This is a genomic window from Arthrobacter gengyunqii (genome assembly GCF_023022985.1).
Classification (GTDB): domain Bacteria; phylum Actinomycetota; class Actinomycetes; order Actinomycetales; family Micrococcaceae; genus Arthrobacter_B; species Arthrobacter_B gengyunqii.
On the sequence record NZ_CP095461.1, the window covers coordinates 3,533,504 to 3,557,926 of the forward strand.

A 24,423-nucleotide genomic window follows, 5' to 3' on the forward strand; every position below is an offset into this window, starting at 1 on the left:
TCGCTAGGTTGCCGGGGGCGCCGCAGCACCTTTTCCGGCGGGATTACAAATGCCGGGATTTATTCCAACCGGTCCGACGGTTTTTGGCTGGAATCCTGATCGTCGTCGGAGTCGTCTTCCGGCAAGTGCACATCAGTGACGTTGACGTTGACTTCCAGGACTTCCAGCCCGGTGGCGTTTTCCACGGACCGGATCACGTTGCGGCGAATGCCCTGGCTGACCTCCACGATCGAGTAGCCGTAGTCCACCACGATGCTCACGTCGACCGCCGCCTGCCGTTCGCCCTTCTCGACGCTGACGCCGTTGCTGACGTTGGTCTGGGAGCCGGGAATCCGTTCGGTCATTGAACTGAAGACCCGCCGGGCCGTATTGCCCATGGCATAAACGCCGGGCACCTCGCGGGTCGCCAGTCCGGCAAGCTTCTGCACCACTGTTTCCTCAATGGTGGTGTCACCGTGAGGGGTGTGCAGGGGGCCGGATTTACGGGTTGATTCCGAGTCACCGACACTGGTCACCGTGCCGTGCGCTGCGGTTCCGGTCGAGCCGGAGGAGCTGACCCCGCCCGGCGACGGCGAAGCGGACACCGGTCCGGAGGATGGTCCTGACGGTTTCTGGGCATCTGCCATGTCATTCATCTCCTGCTTGGAACTGAATCCCCGGGGGAAGGGGAACGCTTACGGGGTTAATGACGCAGCACGGGGCAAATCGTCACACCGTTTTGCAAAGTTCAGTCCCCGGACCCGGCGGCGGGCACGGGACTGTTCCGCAGGCCGGCAAGCTCTGGGATATTTGAAAGGGACCGGCGTCCGCCGGACCGGACGGGGGCAGCCATGGCCGCGGCTGAAGTGCCGGAGGAGTCCGGCTCCGTTGCACGATTGCGTCCCCCTGCCTCTGCCGGCAGGTTTGAAGGGTACGCCGGGCTCGACGAAGCCACGGTTGTGGCGCTGGCCCAGGACGGGGATCTCTCCGCCTTCGAGCACCTGGTGGAGAGCTACCAGGGGCGCCTGTTCCGTCTGGCTTACCGGCTGCTCAATGACCGGGGTGACGCCGAGGACGTGGTGCAGGACACTCTGACCGCCGGCTGGCGCGCCCTTCCCGGATTGGACCGTTCGAACGCCTTTGGCGGCTGGGTATACCGCACAGCCACCAACCGGTGCTTTGACGTCCTTCGCCGCCGCACGGCCCACCCTGAAGACAGCGTGGACTCAGCCGGCCTGTGGCCGGCGCCGGATGCAATGACCGGTGATCCTCACCGGTCCGCGGAACTGACTGCGCAGTTCGAGTGTCTGTCCCGGGCTCTTTCAGCTCTCCCGCCTGAACAGCGCGCCTGTTGGCTGCTGCGGGAAATGCATGACCAGAGCTATGCCGAGATTGGCGCTGCACTGGGAATCGGGCCGGGCACGGTGCGCGGCCGGCTGGCACGGGCCCGGGAAAAGCTCGCGGAGGCGATGATCCAATGGCACTAGAGAACCGCCTTTACCGGCTTGACTGCGGACGCACCGTCAACCGCATCTGGCAGGACATGTTTCGGCCGCCGGACCCCCACACCCGGTCCTGCCCGGACTGCCAGACGGTCCGAGCCGAGATGGAGGGTCTGTTCAACGCAACGGCCGCGCTTCGGAATCACGACCTCCGGCAGCCCGGCCTCCGCCCTCCCGCCGGACTCAAAGAGCGGGTTCTGGATGCGGCTTTCTCACAGGTTCGGCGGGGTCCGCGGTTCTCCTTGGAAAGCGCCCCGGGCGGAACCGTGGAGGTCAGCGAGACGGCCCTTGCCGCCGTCGTCCGGGGCGCCGCCCGCGGCATAGGAGGGGTTCGTGCGCGCCGCTGCCGCATTGGCCGCGTTGAAGGGGGCGACTCGGGGCTCCTCATTCATCTGCGCACTGCCGTGGCGCCGGGGGTGGACATCTGCGCCGCCATGGCGTTCCTGCGCCTCAATATCCGTGATGCCGTGGAGGCTTCGGTGGGCGTTGTGCCGCAGGCCGTCCACTTGACGGTAGAGGACCTTTACGATGACTGACCGGCTCCTGCGGGGCAAGGTGATTGGCAGTTCGATAATTGCCGGGGTGGCTGCACGGGCAGCGCGCGAGACACCCGGCATCCTCCGGCTGGGCCCCTCGATGGGGCATCTGGCGGTTCGGCTGCGCTCGGCCGCCCGCAACACATTGCGCCGGCTTCCTGATCCGGGTGCCCGGACGAGCAGGGACGGAGTTTTCGCCGCTGTCTCAGAGGGCACGGCAACCATTGACGTGGAAGTGGCAACGGATGCCCGGTTCAATGCCCTGGAGGTTGCCGCCGATCTCCAGGAACGTGTCCGCCGGGCCCTGCGCACCACGGGAATTGCCGCCGGCCCCATCAACGTCACCATCCTCGCCATCGAGGACGTGCCCTCTTTCCCTCCGTTTCGGGAGCGGTGACCTGGGCTTGGGGCCGTGGCAGAGCAATCTTTCGCAGTGGGCACCTGCTTGGGCGGCAGTGCGCGGGGTGGAAAGCATTCCGGACGGGGACGCGGTGCTGATGGCGCCCCGCGGCGGCGGCGCAGCCCAGTATGTGGTCACCTGGCCCGGACGGGATACTCCCCGGGCGGCCGCGGAAGTCGCGGCCACGCTGGGTGCCCGCCTCACCTTGGTGACGGACGATCCGGAAACCGCACGGGAGTTCGCCGCCGGGCAGGGGCTGGTCTCCCTGTCCACTCTGGCACTCATGACCGCCGACCCGGCGGACCTGCCCCAGGTGCCCCAGCTGCCCGAGGGTGCAGATCTCACGCTGGAGGAATTTCCAGACTGTTCGGTGGTGGAAATCAGCGCTTTCGGCTCCCCGGTGGCCCGGGGACGGATCGCACAGGGAGAAGGGTTTGCCGTGTTCGGCGGCATCGATATCCGGCTCGCCGACCCTGACCACACGATGGAAACAGCTGTGCTGGCAGCCCTGGCAGCGGAAGCAGCAGTCCGGGACCTGCCGCTGATCCTGATGCCTGCCCTGCCCAAGTCCGGCTTCTGGTACGCCCGCCAGGGATGGAGTGCAGCCGCGGAAGTCCTGACATTTATGCGCGCCCGGGACACCTAAGACTTGTCACATTTCCACTTAATAGACATTAAAGTCCACCATACGGAAACTCTGTCTTTCAAAGAGTGTAAGCTCCATCGCATCGATGCACCTGCTGGCAACAGCTTCGTCACCACTCGTAGGGAGAGACACCATGGCCATTGATGTGAGCGACATGTCCCCGGCTCCGGGAGCCGAGAAAATCCTGACGCCGGAAGCATTGGCGTTTATTGAAGAGCTGCACAACCGCTTCCGGCCCACCCGGGATGACCTGCTGGAGGCCCGTTCCGAGCGCCGCAGCCGCATAGCCGCCGGCGAAAGCCTGGATTTCCTGCCCGAAACGGCCAGCGTCCGAGAAGGCGACTGGCAGGTGGCCGCTGCCCCCGCCGCCCTGACCGACCGGCGGGTGGAGATGACCGGACCGGCGTCACCGGCCAAGATGGCCATCAACGCACTGAACTCCGGCGCAAAAGTGTGGCTGGCAGACCTTGAGGACGCCCACACCCCCACCTGGCACAACGTGGTGGACGCCGAGTACAACCTCTACCGGGCCGCCCGCGGGGATCTCTCCTTCACCTCTCCGGACGGCAAGGAATACAAACTGCGCACGGATGCGCCGCTCGCCGTTCCCGTCGTGCGGCCGCGCGGCTGGCACCTTCCGGAGAAGCACGTCATGGTTGACGGCGAACCTGCTGTGGGCGCGCTGGTCGACTTTGGCCTGCATTTCTTTCACAACGCCCAGCAGCTCCTGGATAACGGGCAGGGACCGTACTATTACCTGCCCAAGATGGAAAGCCACCTTGAGGCACGGCTCTGGAACGACATCTTTACCTTCTCGGAGGAATACGTGGGGATTCCTCACGGTTCCATCCGCGCCACCGTCCTCATCGAGACCATTCCGGCCGCCTTCGAAATGGATGAAATCCTTTACGAGCTGCGGGATCATGCCTCCGGCCTCAACGCCGGCCGCTGGGATTACCTGTTCAGCATGATTAAGGTCTTCCGCGACTCGGGCAAGGATTTCCTGCTGCCGGACCGCGCCGACGTCGCCATGACCGCACCGTTCATGCGCGCTTACACGGAGCTGCTGGTCAGCACCTGTCACCGCCGCGGCGCTTTTGCCATGGGCGGCATGGCCGCCTTCATTCCGAACCGGCGTGAACCGGAAGTCACCGCCAAGGCCTTCGAAAAGGTCACTGCGGACAAGACCCGGGAAGCCAATGACGGCTTTGACGGCTCCTGGGTGGCCCATCCGGACATGGTGGATACCTGCCGCGAGGTTTTCGATTCCGTCCTCGGGGACAAGCCCAACCAGGTGGACAAGCTGCGCGATGACGTCTCCGTCACGGCCAAGGACCTGCTGGACGTCTCCACGGCGGAAGGCGCCATCACCGAGGCAGGCCTGCGGTCCAACCTGTATGTGGCAGTGGCCTACACGGCCGTCTGGCTCTCCGGCAACGGTGCCGTGGCCATCCACAACCTCATGGAGGACGCTGCCACTGCCGAAATTTCCCGCTCCCAGGTGTGGCAGCAGGTGCATAACGGCGTTGTCCTGGAAGACACCGGAGCCACTGTGACCCCGGAACTGGTGGAACGCCTGCTGTCCGAAGAGACCGAGCGCCTGCGCAGCGAGGTCCCCGAGGAGCAGTTCACCCGCTTCTACGCTCCGGCGAGCCAGCTGATTGCAGACATCAGCCTGGCCGATGACTACGTGGACTTCTTGACCCTGCCCGCCTATGAGCTGATCGACTGAGCTCCTGCCTGCAGCTCCGGTGACGTTTTCGGAGCTGCAGGCAGATAGCCGCGCGCCCACCGGTCCACTGCAGCATAGGCACGCCGGCGCACCGGCTTGGCGGACAGGAAAACATCGTGCAGGGCATCGGGCACCCTCGCCACTGTCACGGAGTTTCCCAGCGACAGGGCCCGGTGGGCCACCACCTCCACGTCGAGGGCGACGTCGGCCTTTCCTGCCTCGGCCGACCAGCGCGGCTGCAGATAACTTTTGTCGGAGAGCAGCACCAGGACGGGAATGCCGAGATCGAGCCCGTCGGCAACGGCCGCCTGCGCGCGGAACACCGCGTTGAGGAATGCGACGGTGCCGGGAAACCCCCTGAGCGGGCGCCACAGAAGGTTGTAGGTCCACTCTCCGCCAAAGGCGGAAAAGACCGCACGTGAATAGTTTCCGGCGTCAACCGGGGGCAGCGTGGCCAGCGGGTGCCGCTGGGCCTCCCTGCCGATCAACGGCGAGATGATCTTCCTGCCCAGCTCCGTAGCCTGGAATTCCAGCCAGGGGCTGTTCAGCACCAGGGCCGAGGCGGCCAAGGGATGCCGGGCCGCCCACAGGCTCAGGGTCAGTCCGCCCGTGGAATGCCCCACCAGGATCAGGGGCCGCGCTGGTTTCGCCTCCTCGGCGGTTTCACCTTTCACTGCCGGGACGGGACGTCCCATCGCGGCGAGCGCGGCGGCGATGTCGTCGTCGTATTCGGTAAGGTCCATGGTGAATCCAGGGCTCTGCCCCGGGCGGAGACTGCGGCCGTAGTTGTGCAGGTCGAGGGCGTAGAACCGCATTCCGGCCTTGGCCCAGTACTGCGCAAGCTCGGTTTGGAAGAAGTAGTCCGACCATCCGTGCACATACAGCACATCGGCAGCGTCCGGTCGGCATCCGCCGGGCGGAGAATAGCGGACCAAGGTTGCGGGGGCTCCGCTGGGCAGCTCCAGTGTCAGCTGCTCATAGCCTTCACCGAGGATGTCGGGCTGCCAAGTGGCGGTGTCCCCGGAATAATGTGTCAGTTCTGGCAAGGCAAGGAGTCCCTTCACGCCGCCTGTCTGGAGGCCGGGCGACATCCGCGGCTACGGTCCATGCTCCCGTGCCGCCGAGTGTCCGGTCAACGCGGGCCGGCCGAAACGCAGCGGCCCACAGCGCGGCTCGGCCGGCAGCACCGTGCAGGTGACACCGACACCGGGGATCTTTGGCAAGATGGCAGCATGACCCTGAGCCCCCGCCATACATCCGCGCTCCCGGCCCCCGAGGTGCGGGCATTGTCCCGCGCACTTTCCGCCGGAGACGTGACCGTTTTTGTCGACGGGACGGCGCTGCGCCTGCCCGCTGCCGCCCGCGATGCGGTGCTGGACCTGCTCGTTCGGCTGGGACGGGGCGAAGGCGTGGTGGTCGGATCCGGCGACGCATCCGAGCCTGCGGCGCCCCGGCCAGAGGTGCCTAGGGCAGAGGTGCCGGCGCCGGCAATCTCCGCGCCCGGAACCCGGAACGGTTCCAACGTTCCCCTCCTGACGACGTCGCAGGCAGCCGCGGCCGCGGGAATTTCCCACACCTACCTGCGAAACCTGACCGACGCCGGAATCATCCCCGTGGAATACCGGGGCACGCACCGCCGCATCCGCCTGTCCGACGTCGAAGCCTGGCTCCGGACTCAGCAGGCGGCGAAAACAACGCGGGCGCAGGACGGTGGCGCACCCGTTCAGGAGTGACCGCTCTACTCCCTTATGCTGGGGAGAAACCCGGCGGTTGCCCGCCTCACCTGCAATGCAACGGAGCTAGCTGTGATTATCGGTATTCCCAAGGAAATCAAGAACAACGAGTTCCGGGTGGCCATTACGGCCTCCGGAGTCCATGAGTTCACGACCCGCGGACACACGGTACTGGTGGAATCCGGAGCAGGCATCGGCTCCAGCATCAGCGATGCTGAATACGCCGGCGCCGGCGCCAAAATCCTGGACTCGGCCGATGACGTCTGGAACCAGGCCGGCCTCATCCTGAAGGTCAAAGAACCGGTGGAGTCGGAATACCGCTTCTTCCGTCCCGACCTGGTGCTGTTCACCTACCTGCACCTGGCCGCAGCGCCTGAGCTGACAAAGGCCCTGCTGGAATCGGGCATGACGGCCATCGCCTACGAAACCGTGCAGGAAGGACGCGTGCTCCCGCTGCTGGCGCCCATGTCCGAGGTGGCCGGCCGTCTCTCCGTCCAGGTGGGCGCACAGTGCCTGACGTCCCCGGCGGGCGGTCCGGGACTGCTTCTCGGCGGTGTGCCCGGCGTTCGGCCGGCAAAGGTGGTGGTGCTCGGTGCCGGAGTGGCCGGCACCAATGCGGTGGCCGGCGCAGTGGGCGCACACGCCGACGTCGCAGTCCTGGACATCAACATCGACCGGCTGCGCCAGCTTGATGCGCAGTACGCCGGCCGGATCCGCACCATCGCCTCCAACGCCTTTGAAATCGAGCGTGCGCTGGCGGATGCCGATCTGGTGATTGGTTCGGTGCTTATTCCAGGCGCCCGGGCACCGAAGCTGGTCAGCAATGCAATGGTCTCGCGGATGAAGCCCGGCAGCGTGCTGGTGGACATCGCGGTGGACCAGGGCGGCTGCTTCGAAGATTCCCGGCCCACCACCCACGAGGATCCGACCTACCGGGTCCACGGTTCCATGTTCTACTGTGTGGCCAATATGCCCGGGGCGGTGCCCAACACCTCCACCTATGCACTGACCAACGTCACGCTGCCCTACGCCGTCGCGCTGGCCGACCGCGGCGTCCGCGGCGCGTTTGACGCGTCTCCGGCACTGGCCCGCGGGCTGAACATTGCCGGCGGGAAGGTGGCGCATGCGTCAGTGTCCACGGCGCTGGGCCTGGAGTTGTCGGAGGATTGGTCCTCCCTCGTGCCGGCCTGATCCGGAAATGCGCGGACGGCTCCCCGGCCGTCCGCGCACCGGCACCCGCTAGCCTTCAGTGAAATGCGGGGCGGCAGGTTCCCCGTTCAGCCGCTCAACAATTTCGGCCGCCAGGACCCGGACCTTGACGTTGCGGCTGTTGGAGGCCCGCCGGAGGGTGTCGAATGCCTCCCGCTGGGTGCAGCGGCTCTGTCCCATGATGATGCCCACGGCCAGATCTATGGTGGTCCGTGAGGCAAGCACACCCTGAAGGTCCTCCACTGTCGTTGCGTGCCGGGCTACCCGCACCGCGAGGAGCAGCGCCTGCGCGGCTTCGGCGGCGTACGTTTGGGCAACGCGCCGGAAGTCGTCGTCGAACACATCCGGAGTCTTGGCGTAAAGATTCATTGCGGCCCTGGCCTGTCCGCCCAGCTTGAGCGGAACCGCGTACATGGAACGGATGCCGTAGTCCCGGATGCAGTCCATGTATTCCGGCCAGCGGGAGTCCGTGGCCGAGTTGGGCACGTGCACCTCGTCCTGGATCCGGATCGCGTGCAGGCACGGCCCGTCGCCGAAAGCGTACTGGATTTCATCCATCTTCAGCGCCTCAGTGCCGCTGCTGGCCACCGTGAAGTGATGGTCGCGCGAGCGCTGGAAGGTGATGCCGCAGTACGTGGTTCCCCGCAGGGAAAGCGACGACGCCGTCAGGACGGCAAGTTCGGAGAGAAAATCCTGCACATCCTCGTGCTGAACGAGAAGATCCTGCAGCTGTGCCCACGGGGCACTTGCGGTGCTTGAGTCGTCCATGATTCCTCTGCTGGCGCATGCCACATCGGATAAGAGGGCGGCAGTATGCGATAACGGACGTGTGCCCGGGCGCGGAATTGTCTGCCGTGCCGTTTGATATTACGATAAAATTTCACGGTCAAGACGCGGCCATGGCTTTCTGCGCACCCTCCAGCAGAGGATATCCATGGATCCTGCAGTTCAACTTCCCTTCTGTCACCAGTGCGGTGTGGACGATTTTCTCATTTTTGAGTCCTTCTCCCCGGCCACGGGCGACACTCCCGCTATGGCCAACTACACATGTTCCGGCTGCGATTCCTTCGCCGGCCACAGCGTTCCGGCCGGTTGGCTGCCCCCGGGGTGGGGCAATTGAGCACTGACCGGACCGCGCCCGGATATGTTCCGCGGCTGCTTTCCGCCGCAGCGTTCCTTACCAACCGGGCCACCGAAGAATCCCTGGTTGAGCTTCGCCTAACCCATGAACGCACCGTCATCCTGCGGCTGCTGTCCGAATCCTCCGCAACTGAGGACCAGCTCTGCGTCAGTTCAGGGCTGGCTTCAGCCTGCGTCCGTGACTGCGTGCTGGCCCTGCAGCACTGCGGATACATCGCTTCCGCACCCGGCGCAGCCTGGATGATCACACCCGCCGGCGCCACGATCTCCGTCACGGCAGACCACACCGAAGCCCGGCTCATGTCCCTCGTCGACAACGACGTCGAAAGCCTGCGGCGGGAGCTGCACGCTTTAATCACCGCGCTGACGCCGCCGCGCTGACCGCACACCGTTAACCGCGGAAGGGGAGTTCCAGCGGTGCTTACCGCCGAAACTCCCCTCCCGGTAACTGCTGCCCGGTTTCGGGCGCCCTGCTTGGTTACGGAATCATCGTCGGGAAACGCTCCCACACGCGGTGGCTTGCCAGCAGTGCGCTGACGCCGGCCGTTACCTCGCCGGGGGTTCCCACGACGACGCCGGGCGCGTCCGCGGGAACGCCGGCGGCCATAAGGACCGAGCTGCCGTCACCCAGGGCGCCAATGGCCTTGGCATGGCGGAAGGCCTCTGCCAGAAGCATGGTGACGCGCGGGTCAAGGGACGGATGACCCTCCGGATTGCCCGCCTTGGCATCCAGGCTGTCGACGGCGTCAGGAGCCGGGGCACCCGTTGCCGCCACCACCACGGCGTCGAACTCGGTGGAACGGGCGGTGAGGTAGGTCCGCTGGATGACAACCTCTCCGCCCAGCTTGCCGCCGTGCGGAGCGATAACCAGCGGAACCATGCCCTCGGCCGCAACCGCGGCGAGCACCTCGTTCAGCGCGGCAAGATCCGTTGCATCGTCGGCAACAACACCCACCAGGCGGCCTGCAACCGGCCAGGTGCCGCCCAGCTGGCTCAGGGCCGGGCTGGGTTCGGCGTCTTCAACGACGACGTCCGGCGCCGGCGCTTCCAGACCAAGTCCGGTCGCCACCTCGGCGGCCAGACGCTCGTCAATGTTCGCGAGGGACTGGAGCTGGCGCAGCCGGATGTTTTCCTCGTAGCACTTGCCGAGTTCAAACGTGTAAGCCTGCACCACATGGTCCTGCTCCACCGGTGTCAGGGAACGGAAAAACATCCGCGTCTGGCTGTAGTGGTCATCGAAAGTGGCCGGGTTCTCGCGGACCTTGCGGGCCGCAGGCACCTCGGTGGGTACATCGATGAAGGCGCCCATGTCCGCGCCGGCCATGAAGGGGCAGCCGCCGTCGAGCGAATTGGGCTGGTAGGGAGCAACGCCCGAGTGGTCTGCGTCCTGGTGGAACCCGTCGCGGAGCATGTCGTTGACCGGGGCGTGCGGACGGTTGATGGGGATCTGGCTGAAGTTCGGGCCGCCCAGGCGGGTCAGCTGGGTGTCAATGTAGGAGAACAGCCGGCCCTGAAGCAGCGGATCATTGGTGACATCGATGCCGGGCACCAGGTGTCCGGGGTGGAAGGCCACCTGCTCGGTTTCCGCAAAGAAGTTCGTGACATTGGCGTTCAGCGTCATGGTGCCGATGATCTGCACCGGAGCAAGCTCCTCGGGAACCAGCTTGGTGGGATCAAGCAGGTCGATGCCCTCGAACATTTCATCTTCGGTGTCCGGGAAAACCTGAATGCCCAGGTCCCACTGCGGGAAAGCGCCGGCTTCAATGGAGTCGGCGAGATCCCGGCGGTGGAAGTCGGGGTCCATGCCGTTGATGATCTGGGCTTCTTCCCAAACCAGGGAGTGCACGCCCTGCCGAGGCTTCCAGTGGAACTTCACCAGAGTGGTTTCGCCCGCGGCGTTGACCAGGCGGAAGGTGTGGACGCCGAAGCCCTCCATCGTGCGGTAGGAGCGCGGGATGCCGCGGTCCGACATGTTCCACATGGTGTGGTGCTGCGCTTCAGTGTGCAGGGAGACGAAGTCCCAGAAGGTGTCATGGGCACTCTGTGCCTGCGGGATTTCCCGGTCCGGGTGCGGCTTGCCGGCGTGGATGACGTCCGGGAACTTGATGGCGTCCTGGATGAAGAACACCGGAATGTTGTTGGCGACCAGGTCATAGTTGCCCTCGTCGGTGTAGAACTTGGTGCTGAAACCGCGGGTGTCACGAACCGTGTCCGCGGAACCGCGGGAACCCAGCACGGTCGAGAACCGGACAAACACCGGCGTCTCAGTGCCCTTGGCGAGGAAGCCTGCCCGGGTGACACCCTCTGCGGCACCGTTGGCAACAAACACGCCGTGGGCAGCTGCACCGCGGGCATGGACTACGCGCTCGGGAATGCGCTCGTGGTCGAAGTGCGTGATTTTCTCGCGCAGGTGGTGGTCCTGCAGAAGGACCGGGCCGCGGGGGCCGGCCTTGAGCGAATGATCGGTGTCGCCGAGGCGGGCTCCCTGTGCGGTGGTCAGGTACCGACCGCTCTGCGCGTTGGAGGCTTTCGGGGCGCCGCTGGGAACGCCTGTGGGCGACACAGTCTCCGGTCCGTCCTGGTCGGGCTTGGGGGGAAGAGGCTCGCGTGGCTCTGTGGGCTCCGCCAGGTCAGGCGCCTGCGGCCCCGGGGCGCCCGGAATCGATGCACCGGGTACGGATGTGCTCTTGTCAGACATGTAGCCTCCATGATTGTTCGGACCAGACAGCCGCCCATGTTCGGCGACTTCTTCCCACCCTACTAAATTAGTAAGCCTACTGACACTTGTTGGCGGTCACGGATTCCACGAGGTCCAGCCATCCTTCGGTAATCCGTTCCAGCGGCATCCCGGCACTGCGGTGCAGATGCAGCAGCAGACCTGCCTCGAGGAACGATTCCAGCTGATAGGCGGTCAACTCCGGATCGCGGATTCCCGGAAGGGCGGACAGGAGCATGGCGAGATGGCTCAATTCGAGCTGCCGGGCCGGATGCCGGTAGTGCGTGAAAACGTCGACGTCGGCGGCCCGCCGGAGTTCCCCGGTTAGCTCCAGTGCTTGGATCCGCGCAGCCCCAAACGCCCGCAGTCGGTCCAACGGCGGCGCTCCCGGCCCCAATGGCGCAGGGCCGCGCATATAGCCTTCCTGGAAGTCACGTTCGGCGTGGTCGAGCAGAGCGCGCATCACACCTGCCCGACTGCCGAACCGCCGAAAGACCGTTCCCTTTCCCACGCCCGCACGCCGGGCCAGATCATCCATGGTGAGTGCTTCCAAGCCCCGCTCGGCGACAATCTCCAGTGCCGTGCGCAGCACCAGGCGACGGTTTCTCGCCGCGTCGAGTCGCTCATAAGCGTTGCCCGTGCGCCCTTCCCTGCCTGCCTCCATGCGCGTCAGTGTAACCCGCAGGGAATAAAACCGGACCACGGTCCACTTACACTTGAAGATGCAACAACTGTGCCGTTACCGGCATGGTCCCCGATAGGAGTTTCCTTGAGCACTAGAGTACTTACCCTGGTCGGCAGCCTTCGAGCCGGTTCAGTCAACCGCCAGCTTGCCGAAACGGCCGCCCTGAACGCCCCCGACGGTGTGGAGGTTGTCATCCACGAGGGCATCGGAACCATCCCGTTCTACAACGAGGACATCGACGTTGAGGGATCCATTCCCGAGGCCGCCGCCGCTCTGCGCAAGGCAGCCGCTTCTTCCGACGCACTGCTGCTGGTCTGCCCGGAGTACAACGGAACGATGCCTGCCGTCCTGAAGAACGCCATTGACTGGCTCTCCCGCCCGTTCGGTGCAGGCGCCATCGCCGGCACTCCCGCCGCCGTGATCGGCTCCGCCTTTGGTCAGTACGGCGGAGTCTGGGCCCATGATGACGCCCGCAAGTCCCTGGGCATTGCCGGTGCCCACCTGGTCGAAGACGTTCGACTGTCCATTGGCGGCTCCGTGACCCGCTTTGCCGACGTTCACCCCAAGGACGATGCCGAGGTGGTGGAACAGGTTCGCGCCGTAGTTTCGACGCTGGCCGGGGCTTCCATCTCCGCCGCTTCCTAGCAGCACCGGCACCACACAGAAGGAAGGGCGGACCTGCTGCTGCAGCAGGTCCGCCCTTCCTTTTCTGCTCTCCGGGGCTTCATCGCCCCTAGTTGTACCCCTAGTCCCAGAAACCGCCCGCCCACGCCGCATCCCGCAGATAGTCGCGGGCGGGGCCCACATCCCACACCTCGCCGCTCGACGCGACTATGCCTTTGTCCCGCAGATCTTCAACAACATCCTCGGTGCATCCCAGGACCTCTGACAGGTCCTGGGAACTGGATGCCACGACCAACTCGTTGCGGTTGGACACAGGTTCCCCTTTCTGGTGGGCCTCACGGTTTCCTAATGCCTATCCAACAGGGCTGCTTCTCGTTCGGTGCTCCAGTTGCGCGCGTACAGACCCAGTGCGGCCTCTTCACGGAGTGAGAGTCCGAGGCGGTTGAGCAGCATGTGCGCCTGATACACCGTCAGGTGCTGTGCACTTCGGCTAAGCCTGGCCTTGTCCGCCCGGTAAAGATAATTGTCAACGCCGCGGAACCAGCGGCGGCGCCAGTTCGCCACGGCGTTTTCGGCAGCAGTGGCGGCCATCAGGCGATGGGTGGGTGTCACCTTTGACGCAACCTGAATTGTCATCGCCTGCCTAACGCTTCCGGCCCGCTGTCCGAAACCCGCCGTGCAGCTGCGGAGATGGCTGTCCCAGTAGTAGTCCCAGGAGATTCGCCGGCGATCCGGCCAGCTTGCGGAATGGGGGCCCTTCATCATGCTGCGTGCGGAATCAAAAAGCAGGAGCGATCCAAGGGCCCACCTGTTTTGGACTTTCGGAAACCGTGCCGTGGCCCAGGCCCCCAATTCCGAGGAGAGCTCAAAAACCTCTTCCGCCAGCGCCAAGCCTTCCGGGCCGCCGTATTTGGCCAGATCGGCCTCCATTCGGGGATTCTGTTGTTCCGCTCCTCCGGGCCCTAAACGGTCCGTCACGGGCTCACTGATCTGCTGGACCATTTCAAGGTGTCCAATGACGCCGCTGGCCTGGTCCCGCAGTGCGCCCAGAAGGTGCGTCAGCCGTTCAAAAATTTCGGGTTCGCCCAAGAACCGGACCCTCACGTGCGCGTTGGTCGGCTCCAGGCACCGTGTGTAGTACCACCGTGTGGCCCCGTAGGCCTGAGCTTGGGCCGCCAGCGGGGTAACCAGTTCTCCAATGATGCCGTCCGCTACATCGAAGCCCCCGGTATAGAAGGAGACTGTCCACCATTGTGCCGTTGGGCGAGTTCGTGAGGCGTTTCGAACTGCTGTCAGCTGTGTCATGGCGTGCGTCCCCTCCGGGGTTTGTTGCTTGGTTACCGCCGCTGAGCGGGTGCTGCTGTTTTATTCGTTGTACATCGAGTTGGCTTCCCCCTGAGGGGGTTTGCTAGATCCAGTCCCAAACTTTGGTCATCTTCATTCCCCTCCTGTACCTGCGGCCGGATGTCCAGCCTGTGCGGTTGGTTGACTCCGAAAGCTTCCCCCGGTGCGCTGCGCCCCGTCTACCCCTTCAGATGCCCGGTTCCTGACATGGCCCGTTTGGCACTTGCCTGCCGAACTTCAGTCCCGGGTCTTGACCGGAAGGCCGCACGCCGGCACGGAATATGCGCCATCTCTGGCCCCGCTGCGACAATTGCGGCATAGTGGCATTAAGCGGCCATGGCAGGTATTCCCACCGCGGCGGTGAGTACGCATCAGGGAACTGAAAGTCCGTTGCTGAGTAATGGTTCTCGGTTGAGTGAAAGGAACGGAGTTGTGGATGACTTGTCCCAGGCTGTCTACCGGTACGCCGTAAGCAGCCCGGGCTGGACCGTCGAAGACGCATCGGAGGCGCTGGGTTTCACTACGCGTTCCATTGAAGCGGCCGTCGCGGTCCTCGTGGAGCACTGCCTGCTGGTGCAGGCCAACGGGGGCCGGCGCAGTTACACGGCAGTCTCCCCCGACGTCGCACTGGCGGAGCTTGTCGATCCGGATGAACGGGCACTCCTTGATCTCCGGTCGCGGATCGGAACAAAACGGCGTGAGCTGGCGGCACTGGTGCCCATCTTTGCCGAAGCCAGCCGGCGGATGTCCACCGATGCCCAGGTGGAGGTCCTGGAGGACCCCGAGCAGGTAATGCGCATTCTGATCGAATACGCCCGTTCCGCATCCGAATGCGTGCTGATGGCACGCCCCGGACAAGGCGCCACAGCTGACACCCAGGAGGAAAGCGTCCAGAAGGATGTGGACATGCTGCAGCAGGGGGTCAAACGCCGCACCCTCTACCACTCCAGCATCCGGGACCACATGCCCACGCGCAGGGCCGTCGAGATTGTCACTGCAGCCGGCGGAGAATTCAGGACGTTGCCCCACCTGCCGCTTCGGGTCGTGGTTTTCGACGGCAAAGTTGCAGTGATACCCCGGGCAGCGCATGCCGAAGACCGTGCAGGGCTGGTCATCCGGGATCCCAACGTAGTGTCCATCTTTGTCCGGCTGTTTGACTTCGCCTGGGAGCAGGCTGAGCCGTTCCTTGCGGAGGAACCGCTTCCACATCAGCTGACCAGCACCCAGCGCTCAATCCTCCGCGCCCTGGCCGCCGGACATCCTGATGAGGTGATCGCCCGGCGGATGGGCATCAGCGTGCGCACCTGCCGGCGCCACATCGCCAAGATGCTGGATGATCTGGGAGCGGAAAGCCGTTTTCAGGCCGGAGTGAAAGCGCACCGCGCCGGGTGGATTTAGGCAACGAATGTTGCCTGGGGGTGAACGTCCAGGGCTAGGATGTGGGGATGACTTCCGAAGAGACCTTCGCCAGAGTCCTGACTGCTGAGACACAGACTGCCCTTGACCGGGCTGCTGCTTCCACGCACCGGCACGAGGCCCTGTTCTCGGACCGGGCTTTCCACATCAAGCAGTCTGCCGTGCGTGATGTCTTTGATATCTCCATCCGGCCGGGGCTGATCTCGCTGGCGGGCGGCAGTCCCTACCTGCGCTCACTTCCCCTTGACGATCTGGGCGTGTCCGCGCAGCGCATCGTCGCCGAGCACGGGCTTGAAGCGCTGCAGTACGGCGCCGGGCAGGGTATGGAGGAACTCCGCATCCAGGCCTGCGAGGTCATGGCCGCCGAAGGAATCACCGACGCCGACCCCGCTGACGTCGTGATCACCACCGGTTCACAGTCCGCACAGGACGTTGCCGCCAAGGTCTTCTGCAACCCCGGTGATGTGGTGCTGTGTGAGGACCCCACCTATGTGGGTGCGCTGAATGCCTTCGAAGCGTACGAGGTGGAGATGCAGGCCCTCCCGGTGGACAGCGAGGGACTGGTGCCCGAAGCGCTGGAGGAAGCCATCGCTTCCCTTCGGGGACAGGGCAAGACCATCAAGATGCTTTACACCATTCCGAGTTTCAACAACCCCAGCGGAGTGACCCTCGCGGCTCGCCGGCGGCAGCGGATTGTCGACATCTGCGCACGGGAAAATATCCTCATCCTCGAAGACAACCCGTACGGAATGCTGCGTTTCGACGGAAACCCCCTGGCTCCCCTGCGGGCGGAAAATCCGCATGACGTCCTGTACCTGGGATCCTTCTCGAAGATCTTCGCTCCGGGCGTCCGGGTGGGCTGGGCACTGGTGCCGCGGCATCTGCACCGCCGCTTCTATCTGGCCTGCGAGGCCGTGGTGCTGTGCCCGTCGCCTCTCACCCAGATGCTGGTGTCCGCTTACCTGCGCGACTACGACTGGAGGCAGCACATCCGCGACTCCCGGGTGCTGTATGCCTCGCGCTGCGCCGCCATGCTCGCGGCACTTTCCGACGAACTGCCCGACGGCGTGACCTGGACGGTGCCCGACGGCGGATTCTTCATCTGGCTGAGTCTGCCCGCGGGCGTGGACACCTATCCCCTGCTGTACGAGGCCATCGACGCGGGCGTTGTGTTCATACCGGGAGCCGCGTTCTCGCCGTCGGACGAGCCGAGCAGCAAACTGCGCCTGGCCTTCAGCGCCGTCTCCGAGGAAGACATCGCCGAGGGCGTGCGGCGGCTGGCCCCGGTCCTGCGCCGGGCGATGGAGCGTGCCGCAGGCTAGCGGCCCCTCCGCCGCCGTTCCAGGAACGGAAACACGACAAGGAACAGGCCCAGGATGATCAGCAGGCGCCAGAAGGTGCCCAGGCCGGGGAACAGCATGATCAGCAGGCTGGAGATGACAAACGCCACCGCCAGCAAAATGAGCGTGCGTTTGAGGTCAATGCGCGGCGGGCCGCCTTGCCCCTGGGGGCTCCGAGGAATAGTCATAGTTCCCCGATCGTATCCGCCGCAGGCCGCGAAAGCAGCGCCGGCGCCCGCCGTTCACCTGCCTGCGGCCTAATCCAGCAGCAGCGCCGGTTCCTCCAGGATGGAGGCGACGTCGGCCATGAAGCGCGCGGACAGATCCCCGTCCACCACCCGGTGGTCGAAAGACCCGCCCAGGGTTGTCACCCAGCGCGGAAGAACTTCACCGTCGAGCACCCAGGGTTTCTGCTTGATGGTTCCGAAGGCCACAATGGCGACCTCACCCGGGTTGATGATGGGCGTTCCGGTGTCGATGCCCAGGGCGCCGATGTTGGTAATGGTGAGCGTCCCGTCCCGCATGTCCGCCGGCGGGGTTTTCCCCGCCCGTGCCGTCGTGGCCAGGGAGTTGAGGGCGATGGCCAGTTCCTTCAGGGACAGGTCCTGTGCATCCTTGATGTTCGGCACCATCAGCCCGCGCGGCGTGGCAGCAGCGATCCCGAGGTTCATGAAGTGCTTGACCAGGATTTCGTTCCCTGCCCAGGTGGCGTTGACCGAGGGATTGCGGGCGGCCGCCCAGATGACGGCCTTGGCCAGGATCAGCAGCGGTGAGACCTTAATGCCTTCAAAGTCCCGCGACGCCTTCAGCCGCTTCACGAACTCCATGGTCCGGGAGGCGTCCACATCCACGAAGATGCTTACGTGCGGTGCCGAGAACGCACTTTCCACCATGGCCTTGGCAGTGGCCCGGCGCACGCCCTTGACCGGAATGCGCTCAATCCGCTGGTCCCGGGATTCTTGCGCGCCGGCCCAAAAGGTGTCGGCGGAGTCCTGCTCGGATTCACGCTGCGCCTGGTAACTGATCAGGTCCTGCTTGGTCACTTCACCGCTGGGACCGGTTGCCGGCACGTCGGCCAGATTGATCCCGAGATCCTTCGCCGCCTTGCGCACCGGAGGCTTTGCCAGCACCCGCTGAATCAGGCGGGTCAGCGTGTCCTGCACCGCCGCACCCGCAGCAGCCACCGCCGGCGTACGGGCATCAAGGGAGCGGCTGGGGGCCGGAGCTGCTTCCTGAGCTGCCGGCGCCGGAGCGGCCGGAGCCGGTGAGCCCTGGGCATGCGAATCAGGGGCAGGGGAATCAGGAGCGCGTGATTCCGGGGCTGTCCTGCTGACCCGCGGCCGCCGCTTCACGGCGTCGGCCTTCGGGCCTGTGCCGGTGAGGGAAGCGCTGGGCTGCTCGTCGTCGTCGGCTGCCGGAACGGGCGCGGGTGTCATGGGCGCCCCCGGCTGCTGTCCGTTCTCCTGAGCGGGCGAACCGGCAGTCACGCTGATGATGGGCGTTCCGACATCCACCGTCTGGCCTTCGTCCACGAGCAAAGCGGACACGGTGCCGGCGTAGGGAGAGGGAAGTTCCACCAGCGATTTTGCGGTCTCAATTTCCACGATGACGTCATTGACGGCCACCGTATCTCCGGCTTGAACCTTCCACTGGACAATGTCGGCCTCGGTCAGGCCCTCGCCCACGTCGGGAAGGTGGAACGTTCTTTCAGTCATGGTTTCTCAATCTTTGTGTGCGGCAAGCTGCTTGGTGGCCGGTGGTCAGTAGGCGAAGGACCGGTCCAAGGCGTCCATCAGCTTGTCAATGTCCGGCAGGTAGTGCTCTTCGACCTTGGCGACCGGATACGGCATGTGGAAACCGCCGACACGGATCACCGGCGCCTCCAGGGACAGGAACGCCCGTTCCGCCACCCGGGCCGCGATCTCGCCGCCGATTCCGCCGAAGGTGGGGGCTTCATGGGTGACGATAAGGCGGCCGGTCTTGCGGACCGAGTCGGTGATGGTGTCGAAATCAATCGGCGAGATGGAACGCAGATCCACCACCTCGATGCTGCGTCCGTCGTCCTCCGCGGCCTTCGCTGCGGCGAGGGCCACCGGCACCAGCGGGCCGTACGCCACGATGGTGGCATCGGTGCCCTCGCGCAGCACATGGGCGGCAAACGGATCACCCGAGGGCTTCTCCGTGTCAACATCGCCCTTCAGCCAGTAGCGGCGCTTGGGCTCGAAAACGATGACCGGATCAAGGCAGGTCATGGCCTGCTGGATCATCCAGTACGCGTCCTGCGGGTTGGACGGGGTGAGGATCCGCAGTCCCGCCGTATGGGCAAAAAGCGCTTCCGGTGATTCCGAGTGGTGCTCGATGGATCCGATGCCGCCGCCGTACGGGATCCGGATAACCACCGGTGCGCTGAGGGTCCCCTCGCTGCGCGAGTGCATCTTGGCCAGCTGGGTGGTGATCTGGTTGAAGCCGGGGAAGACGAAGCCGTCGAACTGAATCTCGCAGACGGGCCGGTAGCCGCGCAGTGCAAGACCGATGGCCGTGCCGATGATGCCGGATTCCGCCAGCGGCGTGTCCATCACGCGGTCGGCGCCGAAGTCCGCTTTGAGTCCTTCGGTCACGCGGTATACGCCGCCAAGGTCGCCAATGTCTTCACCCATCAGCAGCGTTTTTGGATTCTGCTCCAGCCCTGCCCGCAGGCCTGCGTTGATGGCCTTGGCCATGGTCATGGTGCTCATTCGGTGGGCTCCTCGGGGTCCGCAAAGCCGGCTTCATACCGGCGGTGGAATTCCAGTTCCTCCTGGATCAGCGGATGCGCTTCGGCGTAGACGTCGGTGAAGGCGTCAGCGAATCCGGGCGATGACATGCCCAGCACATCTTCCCGCAACTTGTCCGCCATGGCCTGGCCGTCCGCTTCGAGCCCCTCGAAGAACTCATCGTCTGCAAGGCCTGCGGCACGGAGGTGCTTCTCCAGCCGGCTCAGCGGATCACGTGAGATCCAGGCTTCTTCGTCGGCGCTGAGACGGTACTTCGTGGGGTCGTCGGCGGTCGTGTGGGCACTCATCCGGTAAGTGAACGCCTCGATCAATACGGGTCCTTTGCCGGAACGGGCGTGTTCCAGGGCCCAGCTGGTGACGGCCCGGACGGCGATGACGTCATTGCCGTCCACCCGGATGCCCGGGAACCCATAGCCCTTGGCGCGGTTGGCGAGGGGAATGCGTGACTGCACTTCAGTGGGCACGGAGATGGCCCAGTGGTTGTTCTGGCAGAAGAAGACCACGGGCGCGTCATAGGAGGCCGCGAAAACCATGGCCTCGTGGACATCCCCCTCGGAGCTGGCCCCGTCGCCGAAGTAAGCCACGGTGGCGGCTTCCGGCAGCTGCGGATCCATCTTCCGGTCCCGCGCCATGCCCATGGCGTACCCCACGGCGTGCGGAACCTGCGCAGCCAGGACCAGGGTGTAGAGATGGAAGTTGGCCTCGGCGGGGTTCCATCCGCCGTGGGACACACCGCGGAACCGGCGCAGGAGAGAGGACAGTTCCAGACCTCGGGTCAGCGCAACGCCGTGCTCCCGGTACGTGGGAAAGACGTAGTCCTGGGGCTGCAGGGCACGGCCGGAACCGATTTGCGCCCCTTCCTGCCCCGTCATCGGCACCCACATCACCAGCTCCCCCTGACGCTGCAGGGCCGTGGCTTCCTGATCGAACCGGCGGATGGTGAACATGTCGCGGTACAGGCCGCGAAGCTCCTCGGCGCCCAGTTCAGCGGCGTAGGCGCCATAGGGTCCGTGCAGGAGAAGCTCACCCTCGGGGCTGAGCATCTGCACCATCTCCGGGGCGGCCTCCCTGTCCAGGGAGCCGCGGCCCGCGTTGCCGGCCTCGTCTTCGGGCAGGCGCGAAGAATCGGCCTCCGCCCGGACAGCCAGGTCCTTCAGATCCATGCTTACTCCTCGCCGGCGGTCCGCGACCTGCCCCGCGCTAGATATATGCCGCACAAGGAATAGATCACGGGTGCGGCATATATGTGGAACATCCTCCACTTAGCCTAACGAGGGACGGGTCCCGGTCCGCACTTAGGACACGCTAGGAAACCCGTGGTCCCTTTGTATAAGTCGCACAGAGGGCAAGGAATCTTGTGTTGGCTTCGTCTTCGCCGATCGTGACCCGGATCCCCTCGCTGCCGAACGCCCTCACAGCCAGCGCCTGCTGCTCGGCCAGCGCTGCAAACCCGGGGGTATCCTCCCCAAGCTCAAGCCAGACGAAGTTCCCCTGCGCGTCGGGAATGCGCCATCCGAGTTCCCTCAAACCGTCGACGACGCGTGTCCGCTCCTGAACCAGCCCTTGTATTCTTTCCACAAGTTCCCCGTGGTGCCGCAGGGAAGCCACGGCGGCCGTTTCGGCAAGCTGGGAGACCGCAAACGGCACAGCGGCCACCCGCAGATACTGGGTTACGGGCGGGTGCGACACGGAGTAGCCGACACGCAGCCCCGCCAGCCCGGCACCCTTGGAGAAGGTCCGCAGCACCACCACGTTGGGGTGTCTCCGGTACATGTCGATGCCGTTGACGGCGTCGGGATCCCGGACAAAGTCCTCATACGCTTCGTCGATCACCACCAGCACGTCCGACGGCACCTTGGCCAGGAAGTCCTCAACCTGTACGGATGTCAGGGCGGGGCCGGTGGGGTTGTTGGGCGTGCACAGCAGGATGACGCGGGTCCGGGAGGTGACAACGGCCGCCATGGCTTCCAGGTCATGGGTGCCGTCTGCACGCAGCGGCACCTGTACGCTGTCCGCTCCGGACAGTCCCACACTGATGGGGTAGGCCTCGAAGGAGCGCCACGGGTAAATGACCTCATCCGGAACGCCGTATTCGTCCTGTCCGGCGAAGGTGGCAAGGATCTGGTTCAGCGCTCCCAGGCTGCCGGCACCGGTGACGATGTCCTCGGCCGGCACATCCAGAAAAGCCGAGAGTTCGGTCCGCAGGGCCGTGGACAACGGATCCGGGTACCGGTTGATGTCCTGCCGGTTGCCGAGAGCTTCAAGCACGGCCGGCAGCGGCGGAAACGAATTCTCGTTGGAGGACAGCTTGTAGCTCTGCAGTCCGTCGATGACCGCCGGCGGTTTGCCCGCAGTGTAGCGGGGCAGCTTCCCCATCACAGTGCGGGGGCGGATCTCGGGTGCCCGGACGTCGGCGGCGTTGGTGTCCTTTTCGGTGGTGGTCATGGGCTTAACCCTAATCGCCTTCCGGCAATGGGTGATCTGGAACACTGGAACCAGTCGCCGCCGCACGCTCCGCGTCTTGGGCGTGCGGATATGTCAGCATGGAGCCATGCGCTTCCTGATTCAGATCATCATCAATGCCCTCGCCCTGTATGTCGCGGCATGGCTGCTCCCCGGCATCACGATCATCGAAACGGGCGGCGCCGTGACGGGCAGCCCCACCGTCGATCTTGTGCTGGCTTTCCTGTTCATTGGACTGCTGTTCGGCATTGTCAACGCGCTCATTCGGCCAATCGTCAAACTGCTGGCGCTGCCGCTGACCATTCTGACGCTTGGGCTTTTCACGATCATCATCAACGCGGGAATGCTCATGCTGACTTCCTGGCTGAGCAGTTACACCCCGGTTGATTTCAGCGTGGATTCCTTTTTCTGGACCGCGATCCTCGCGTCAATCATCATCAGCCTGGTGTCCATGGTGGCCGGTGCACTGACGGGGACCCGCCGCTAGCGGGGGGGTGCCTGCAGCGAGGGCGACGGCGTTGGCCCGGTGCGAACGGACGGTGTCTTCGAAGGTTTCGCCGGAGGTTTCCTCGAGAACCTGAAGAGGCCCCTCGCAGCAATTGACGAGGGCGGGATGATTTCTTGCAGATATCCCAGGGATTCCTGCAAGGACGGGTCTTTACTGACATCCGCCTGATCGGCCAGCCCCAGATAGACGTCCAGGTCATGTGCCGGCCCGAGTCCGTCGAGGGCGGCATCCTCAGGAACCGGAGTCCGGCCGGTCACCGTGATCCGGTCGGGGGTGTCGGGGTTCAGCGTTCCATCCGCGCCGGGAACCCAATCCTGGTAGTGCTCCAGATGGAGGACTGAAATCCCGGCCGGCGTGTTCCTGCCCCCCGCGGGGGCGCCTGCCGTCACCACCATCTCAACGGAGAATTCTCCCGACTCTGCCAGCCGTGCTCCGGTATTCACGGCATGGATCCCGCCTTGGCTGTAACCCACCAAAATGACCGCATCCCCTGCCGAGGCTCCCGCCTGCCGCAGAGCCTCCGCGACGGCATCGGCCACATATTGGCTGTCCTGCGCACGGCCCTCCGCGTTCCCATAGATGTCAAAGGGATTCGGTCCCACCGTCATGTTGCCGCTGTCCTGCATGCCGGGCAGGGTGACAATCCGGACGCGTCGTTCCCCCTCCTCCACGGTCAGGATTTCAACCACGCCCCGGTCGGATCCATCCAGCAGGCGTTTTGACCGTTCCAGCAGACCCCGGGCTGATCCCGTAAGCGGAACCGGCTCCCCGGTGGCCCCCAGCTCGGTAACGTTGATGGGGCGAAGTTCTCCGAATCTGCCGTCCGCGAGCCGCTCCAGCAACTTCTCGATGAGGAACCCGTCAAACGGCGGCACCACCAATTCGCTGACACTTCGCTCGGGAAAACCGCCTCCGCCTCGCCGCCAAAGTTCAATTCCGGTCGGAACTCCCACCGCCAGCCAGGAAATTGCCTTTTCCACCCGCCCCTCCGCCTCCAGATAGTTTCGGGCGGCACAGCGAAGATCAACGGCGGCTTCCGCCAGCTCGTGCCGGTTCCGGGCGAGGCCTTGGATGACGAGCTCCGCAGCCCCGGCGGCATGACGGGCATGGGAGTGCCCCGCCCCCGTTCCGCTCAGCAGCAGATACATTTCCATGCACCTGGACCGCAGGGAGGTGAGCTGCGTGACCGTTTCCTCCAAGGCACCGGCCACCGATTCCAATTCCCGATACTCCACCGTGAGTCCGTGGGTGCCGCCCCGGACATGGATTCCGGCCGCGGAATTGTCCTCCGGGGACCACCGAGACGGCACCTACGGCACCTCATAACCCTGGGCCCGGATTTCTTCCACATGCCGTGCAACGGCTTCAGCACAGACTCTCAGATCCTCCAGCGTCGTTGAGACGTATTTGATGTGCTGCCCCAGGAGTGCCGTAAATTCGCTGGCAGCCGGGGAATACCAGTCCATCCGGATGAGTGCCGGCAGGCCCTGTTCGATTCCAGCCAAATCCTCCACCGCCTTGGTGACGTATGCGGCGGCCTGCCCTGCAGCGTAGACATCGCGCGGATTAACGACCATCAATTCCACAGACATCGCGATCAACTGCCTCCATTCGTGCCGTGCCGAACATTCGTCCGGCAGTCGCCGCTCCAGTTCTTTCATGTTCCGGCCGCCAAA

General features: G+C 64.9%; 26 protein-coding genes. 12 read left to right on the forward strand and 14 right to left on the reverse strand.

Going from position 1 to position 24,423, the window contains the following annotated elements; genetic code table 11:
• Positions 1–59 precede the first annotated feature (59 nt).
• Positions 60–626 (reverse strand): Asp23/Gls24 family envelope stress response protein, encoded by a 567-nt coding sequence (locus tag MUG94_RS16420; protein WP_227890799.1) that lies wholly within the window; start codon positions 624–626, stop codon positions 60–62.
• A 204-nt stretch (positions 627–830) separates the two neighbouring features.
• Between MUG94_RS16420 and MUG94_RS16425 the strand changes: the two genes are divergently transcribed.
• The 5 genes from MUG94_RS16425 (at position 831) to aceB (ending at position 4,795) form a co-directional block, all read left to right on the forward strand.
• Positions 831–1,466, forward strand: coding sequence for an RNA polymerase sigma factor (locus MUG94_RS16425; protein ID WP_227890800.1), 636 nt, complete (start codon positions 831–833; stop codon positions 1,464–1,466).
• On the forward strand, positions 1,457–2,017 hold the full coding sequence (locus tag MUG94_RS16430) for an Asp23/Gls24 family envelope stress response protein (RefSeq protein WP_227907183.1): 561 nt from the start codon (positions 1,457–1,459) through the stop codon (positions 2,015–2,017). Before MUG94_RS16425 ends, MUG94_RS16430 begins: the two co-directional genes overlap by 10 nt.
• Positions 2,010–2,414 (forward strand): Asp23/Gls24 family envelope stress response protein, encoded by a 405-nt coding sequence (locus tag MUG94_RS16435; protein WP_227890802.1) that lies wholly within the window; start codon positions 2,010–2,012, stop codon positions 2,412–2,414. The genes MUG94_RS16430 and MUG94_RS16435 overlap by 8 nt, the downstream gene beginning before the upstream one ends.
• 67 nt (positions 2,415–2,481) lie before the next feature.
• Positions 2,482–3,063 carry a hypothetical protein gene (locus MUG94_RS16440; protein ID WP_227890803.1) on the forward strand — a complete coding sequence of 194 codons (582 nt, stop codon included), beginning with the start codon at positions 2,482–2,484 and terminating at the stop codon, positions 3,061–3,063.
• Between the two features lie 133 nt (positions 3,064–3,196).
• The gene (aceB, locus tag MUG94_RS16445; protein WP_227907184.1) at positions 3,197–4,795 is read left to right on the forward strand and encodes a malate synthase A; all 1,599 of its coding nucleotides are present in this window, start codon (positions 3,197–3,199) and stop codon (positions 4,793–4,795) included.
• Here the strand turns inward: aceB and MUG94_RS16450 are convergent.
• Positions 4,777–5,841 carry an alpha/beta hydrolase gene (locus MUG94_RS16450; RefSeq protein WP_227907185.1) on the reverse strand — a complete coding sequence of 355 codons (1,065 nt, stop codon included), beginning with the start codon at positions 5,839–5,841 and terminating at the stop codon, positions 4,777–4,779. The genes aceB and MUG94_RS16450 overlap by 19 nt on opposite strands.
• Positions 5,842–6,027: 186 nt before the next feature.
• Between MUG94_RS16450 and MUG94_RS16455 the strand changes: the two genes are divergently transcribed.
• On the forward strand, positions 6,028–6,528 hold the full coding sequence (locus tag MUG94_RS16455) for a helix-turn-helix domain-containing protein (RefSeq protein ID WP_227890806.1): 501 nt from the start codon (positions 6,028–6,030) through the stop codon (positions 6,526–6,528).
• 72 nt (positions 6,529–6,600) lie between these two features.
• The gene (ald, locus tag MUG94_RS16460) at positions 6,601–7,719 is read left to right on the forward strand and encodes an alanine dehydrogenase (protein ID WP_227890807.1); all 1,119 of its coding nucleotides are present in this window, start codon (positions 6,601–6,603) and stop codon (positions 7,717–7,719) included.
• A gap of 48 nt (positions 7,720–7,767) precedes the next feature.
• Here ald and MUG94_RS16465 read toward each other — a convergent pair whose 3' ends face one another.
• Positions 7,768–8,505 carry a GAF and ANTAR domain-containing protein gene (locus MUG94_RS16465; protein WP_227890808.1) on the reverse strand — a complete coding sequence of 246 codons (738 nt, stop codon included), beginning with the start codon at positions 8,503–8,505 and terminating at the stop codon, positions 7,768–7,770.
• A 348-nt stretch (positions 8,506–8,853) separates the two neighbouring features.
• Between MUG94_RS16465 and MUG94_RS16470 the strand changes: the two genes are divergently transcribed.
• Positions 8,854–9,258 carry a hypothetical protein gene (locus MUG94_RS16470; protein ID WP_227907186.1) on the forward strand — a complete coding sequence of 135 codons (405 nt, stop codon included), beginning with the start codon at positions 8,854–8,856 and terminating at the stop codon, positions 9,256–9,258.
• A gap of 97 nt (positions 9,259–9,355) precedes the next feature.
• On the opposite strand, the gene MUG94_RS16475 is transcribed toward MUG94_RS16470, so the two are convergent.
• Together MUG94_RS16475 and MUG94_RS16480 are read right to left on the reverse strand one after the other, a co-directional pair.
• On the reverse strand, positions 9,356–11,575 hold the full coding sequence (locus tag MUG94_RS16475) for a catalase (protein ID WP_227907187.1): 2,220 nt from the start codon (positions 11,573–11,575) through the stop codon (positions 9,356–9,358).
• 76 nt (positions 11,576–11,651) lie between these two features.
• Positions 11,652–12,257, reverse strand: a complete 606-nt coding sequence (locus tag MUG94_RS16480; protein ID WP_227890811.1) for a TetR/AcrR family transcriptional regulator — start codon at positions 12,255–12,257, stop codon at positions 11,652–11,654.
• Between the two features lie 105 nt (positions 12,258–12,362).
• Here MUG94_RS16480 and MUG94_RS16485 point away from each other — a divergent pair, with 105 nt between their 5' ends.
• The gene (locus tag MUG94_RS16485; protein ID WP_227890812.1) at positions 12,363–12,923 is read left to right on the forward strand and encodes an NAD(P)H-dependent oxidoreductase; all 561 of its coding nucleotides are present in this window, start codon (positions 12,363–12,365) and stop codon (positions 12,921–12,923) included.
• A 100-nt stretch (positions 12,924–13,023) separates the two neighbouring features.
• Here the strand turns inward: MUG94_RS16485 and MUG94_RS16490 are convergent, their stop codons facing one another.
• Both MUG94_RS16490 and MUG94_RS16495 read right to left on the reverse strand, forming a co-directional pair.
• Positions 13,024–13,215 (reverse strand): hypothetical protein, encoded by a 192-nt coding sequence (locus MUG94_RS16490; protein WP_227890813.1) that lies wholly within the window; start codon positions 13,213–13,215, stop codon positions 13,024–13,026.
• Positions 13,216–13,247: 32 nt separating this feature from the next.
• On the reverse strand, positions 13,248–14,207 hold the full coding sequence (locus MUG94_RS16495; protein ID WP_227907188.1) for a lantibiotic dehydratase C-terminal domain-containing protein: 960 nt from the start codon (positions 14,205–14,207) through the stop codon (positions 13,248–13,250).
• Between the two features lie 471 nt (positions 14,208–14,678).
• On the opposite strand from MUG94_RS16495, the gene MUG94_RS16500 reads away from it, so the two are divergent.
• Together MUG94_RS16500 and MUG94_RS16505 are read left to right on the forward strand one after the other, a co-directional pair.
• The gene (locus tag MUG94_RS16500; protein WP_227907189.1) at positions 14,679–15,644 is read left to right on the forward strand and encodes a helix-turn-helix transcriptional regulator; all 966 of its coding nucleotides are present in this window, start codon (positions 14,679–14,681) and stop codon (positions 15,642–15,644) included.
• A 47-nt stretch (positions 15,645–15,691) separates the two neighbouring features.
• Positions 15,692–16,984: an aminotransferase-like domain-containing protein gene (locus MUG94_RS16505; RefSeq protein ID WP_227907190.1), complete on the forward strand. Its 1,293-nt coding sequence runs from the start codon at positions 15,692–15,694 to the stop codon at positions 16,982–16,984.
• On the opposite strand, the gene MUG94_RS16510 is transcribed toward MUG94_RS16505, so the two are convergent.
• The 5 genes from MUG94_RS16510 to MUG94_RS16530 all read right to left on the reverse strand — a co-directional run bounded on the left by MUG94_RS16510 (position 16,981) and on the right by MUG94_RS16530 (position 22,221).
• A complete protein-coding gene (locus MUG94_RS16510; protein ID WP_227890817.1) occupies positions 16,981–17,190 on the reverse strand; it encodes a hypothetical protein in 210 nt (69 codons plus the stop codon). The two genes, MUG94_RS16505 and MUG94_RS16510, sit on opposite strands and share 4 nt — an antisense overlap.
• Before the next feature lie 69 nt (positions 17,191–17,259).
• Entirely contained in the window at positions 17,260–18,717 is a 1,458-nt protein-coding gene (locus MUG94_RS16515; protein ID WP_227907191.1) for a dihydrolipoamide acetyltransferase family protein, read from the reverse strand.
• A 45-nt stretch (positions 18,718–18,762) separates the two neighbouring features.
• Complete coding sequence (locus tag MUG94_RS16520) at positions 18,763–19,737, reverse strand: alpha-ketoacid dehydrogenase subunit beta (RefSeq protein ID WP_227907192.1); 975 nt, start codon at positions 19,735–19,737, stop codon at positions 18,763–18,765.
• The gene (pdhA, locus tag MUG94_RS16525; protein WP_227907193.1) at positions 19,734–20,939 is read right to left on the reverse strand and encodes a pyruvate dehydrogenase (acetyl-transferring) E1 component subunit alpha; all 1,206 of its coding nucleotides are present in this window, start codon (positions 20,937–20,939) and stop codon (positions 19,734–19,736) included. Before pdhA ends, MUG94_RS16520 begins: the two co-directional genes overlap by 4 nt.
• Before the next feature lie 142 nt (positions 20,940–21,081).
• Positions 21,082–22,221, reverse strand: coding sequence for a histidinol-phosphate transaminase (locus MUG94_RS16530; RefSeq protein ID WP_227907194.1), 1,140 nt, complete (start codon positions 22,219–22,221; stop codon positions 21,082–21,084).
• A 106-nt stretch (positions 22,222–22,327) separates the two neighbouring features.
• Here MUG94_RS16530 and MUG94_RS16535 point away from each other — a divergent pair, with 106 nt between their 5' ends.
• Positions 22,328–22,726 (forward strand): phage holin family protein, encoded by a 399-nt coding sequence (locus tag MUG94_RS16535; RefSeq protein WP_227907195.1) that lies wholly within the window; start codon positions 22,328–22,330, stop codon positions 22,724–22,726.
• On the opposite strand, the gene MUG94_RS16540 is transcribed toward MUG94_RS16535, so the two are convergent.
• Both MUG94_RS16540 and MUG94_RS16545 read right to left on the reverse strand, forming a co-directional pair.
• A complete protein-coding gene (locus MUG94_RS16540) occupies positions 22,723–24,057 on the reverse strand; it encodes an alpha/beta hydrolase (RefSeq protein ID WP_227907196.1) in 1,335 nt (444 codons plus the stop codon). The genes MUG94_RS16535 and MUG94_RS16540 overlap by 4 nt on opposite strands.
• Positions 24,058–24,408 (reverse strand): hypothetical protein, encoded by a 351-nt coding sequence (locus tag MUG94_RS16545; protein WP_227907197.1) that lies wholly within the window; start codon positions 24,406–24,408, stop codon positions 24,058–24,060.
• Positions 24,409–24,423 lie beyond the last annotated feature (15 nt).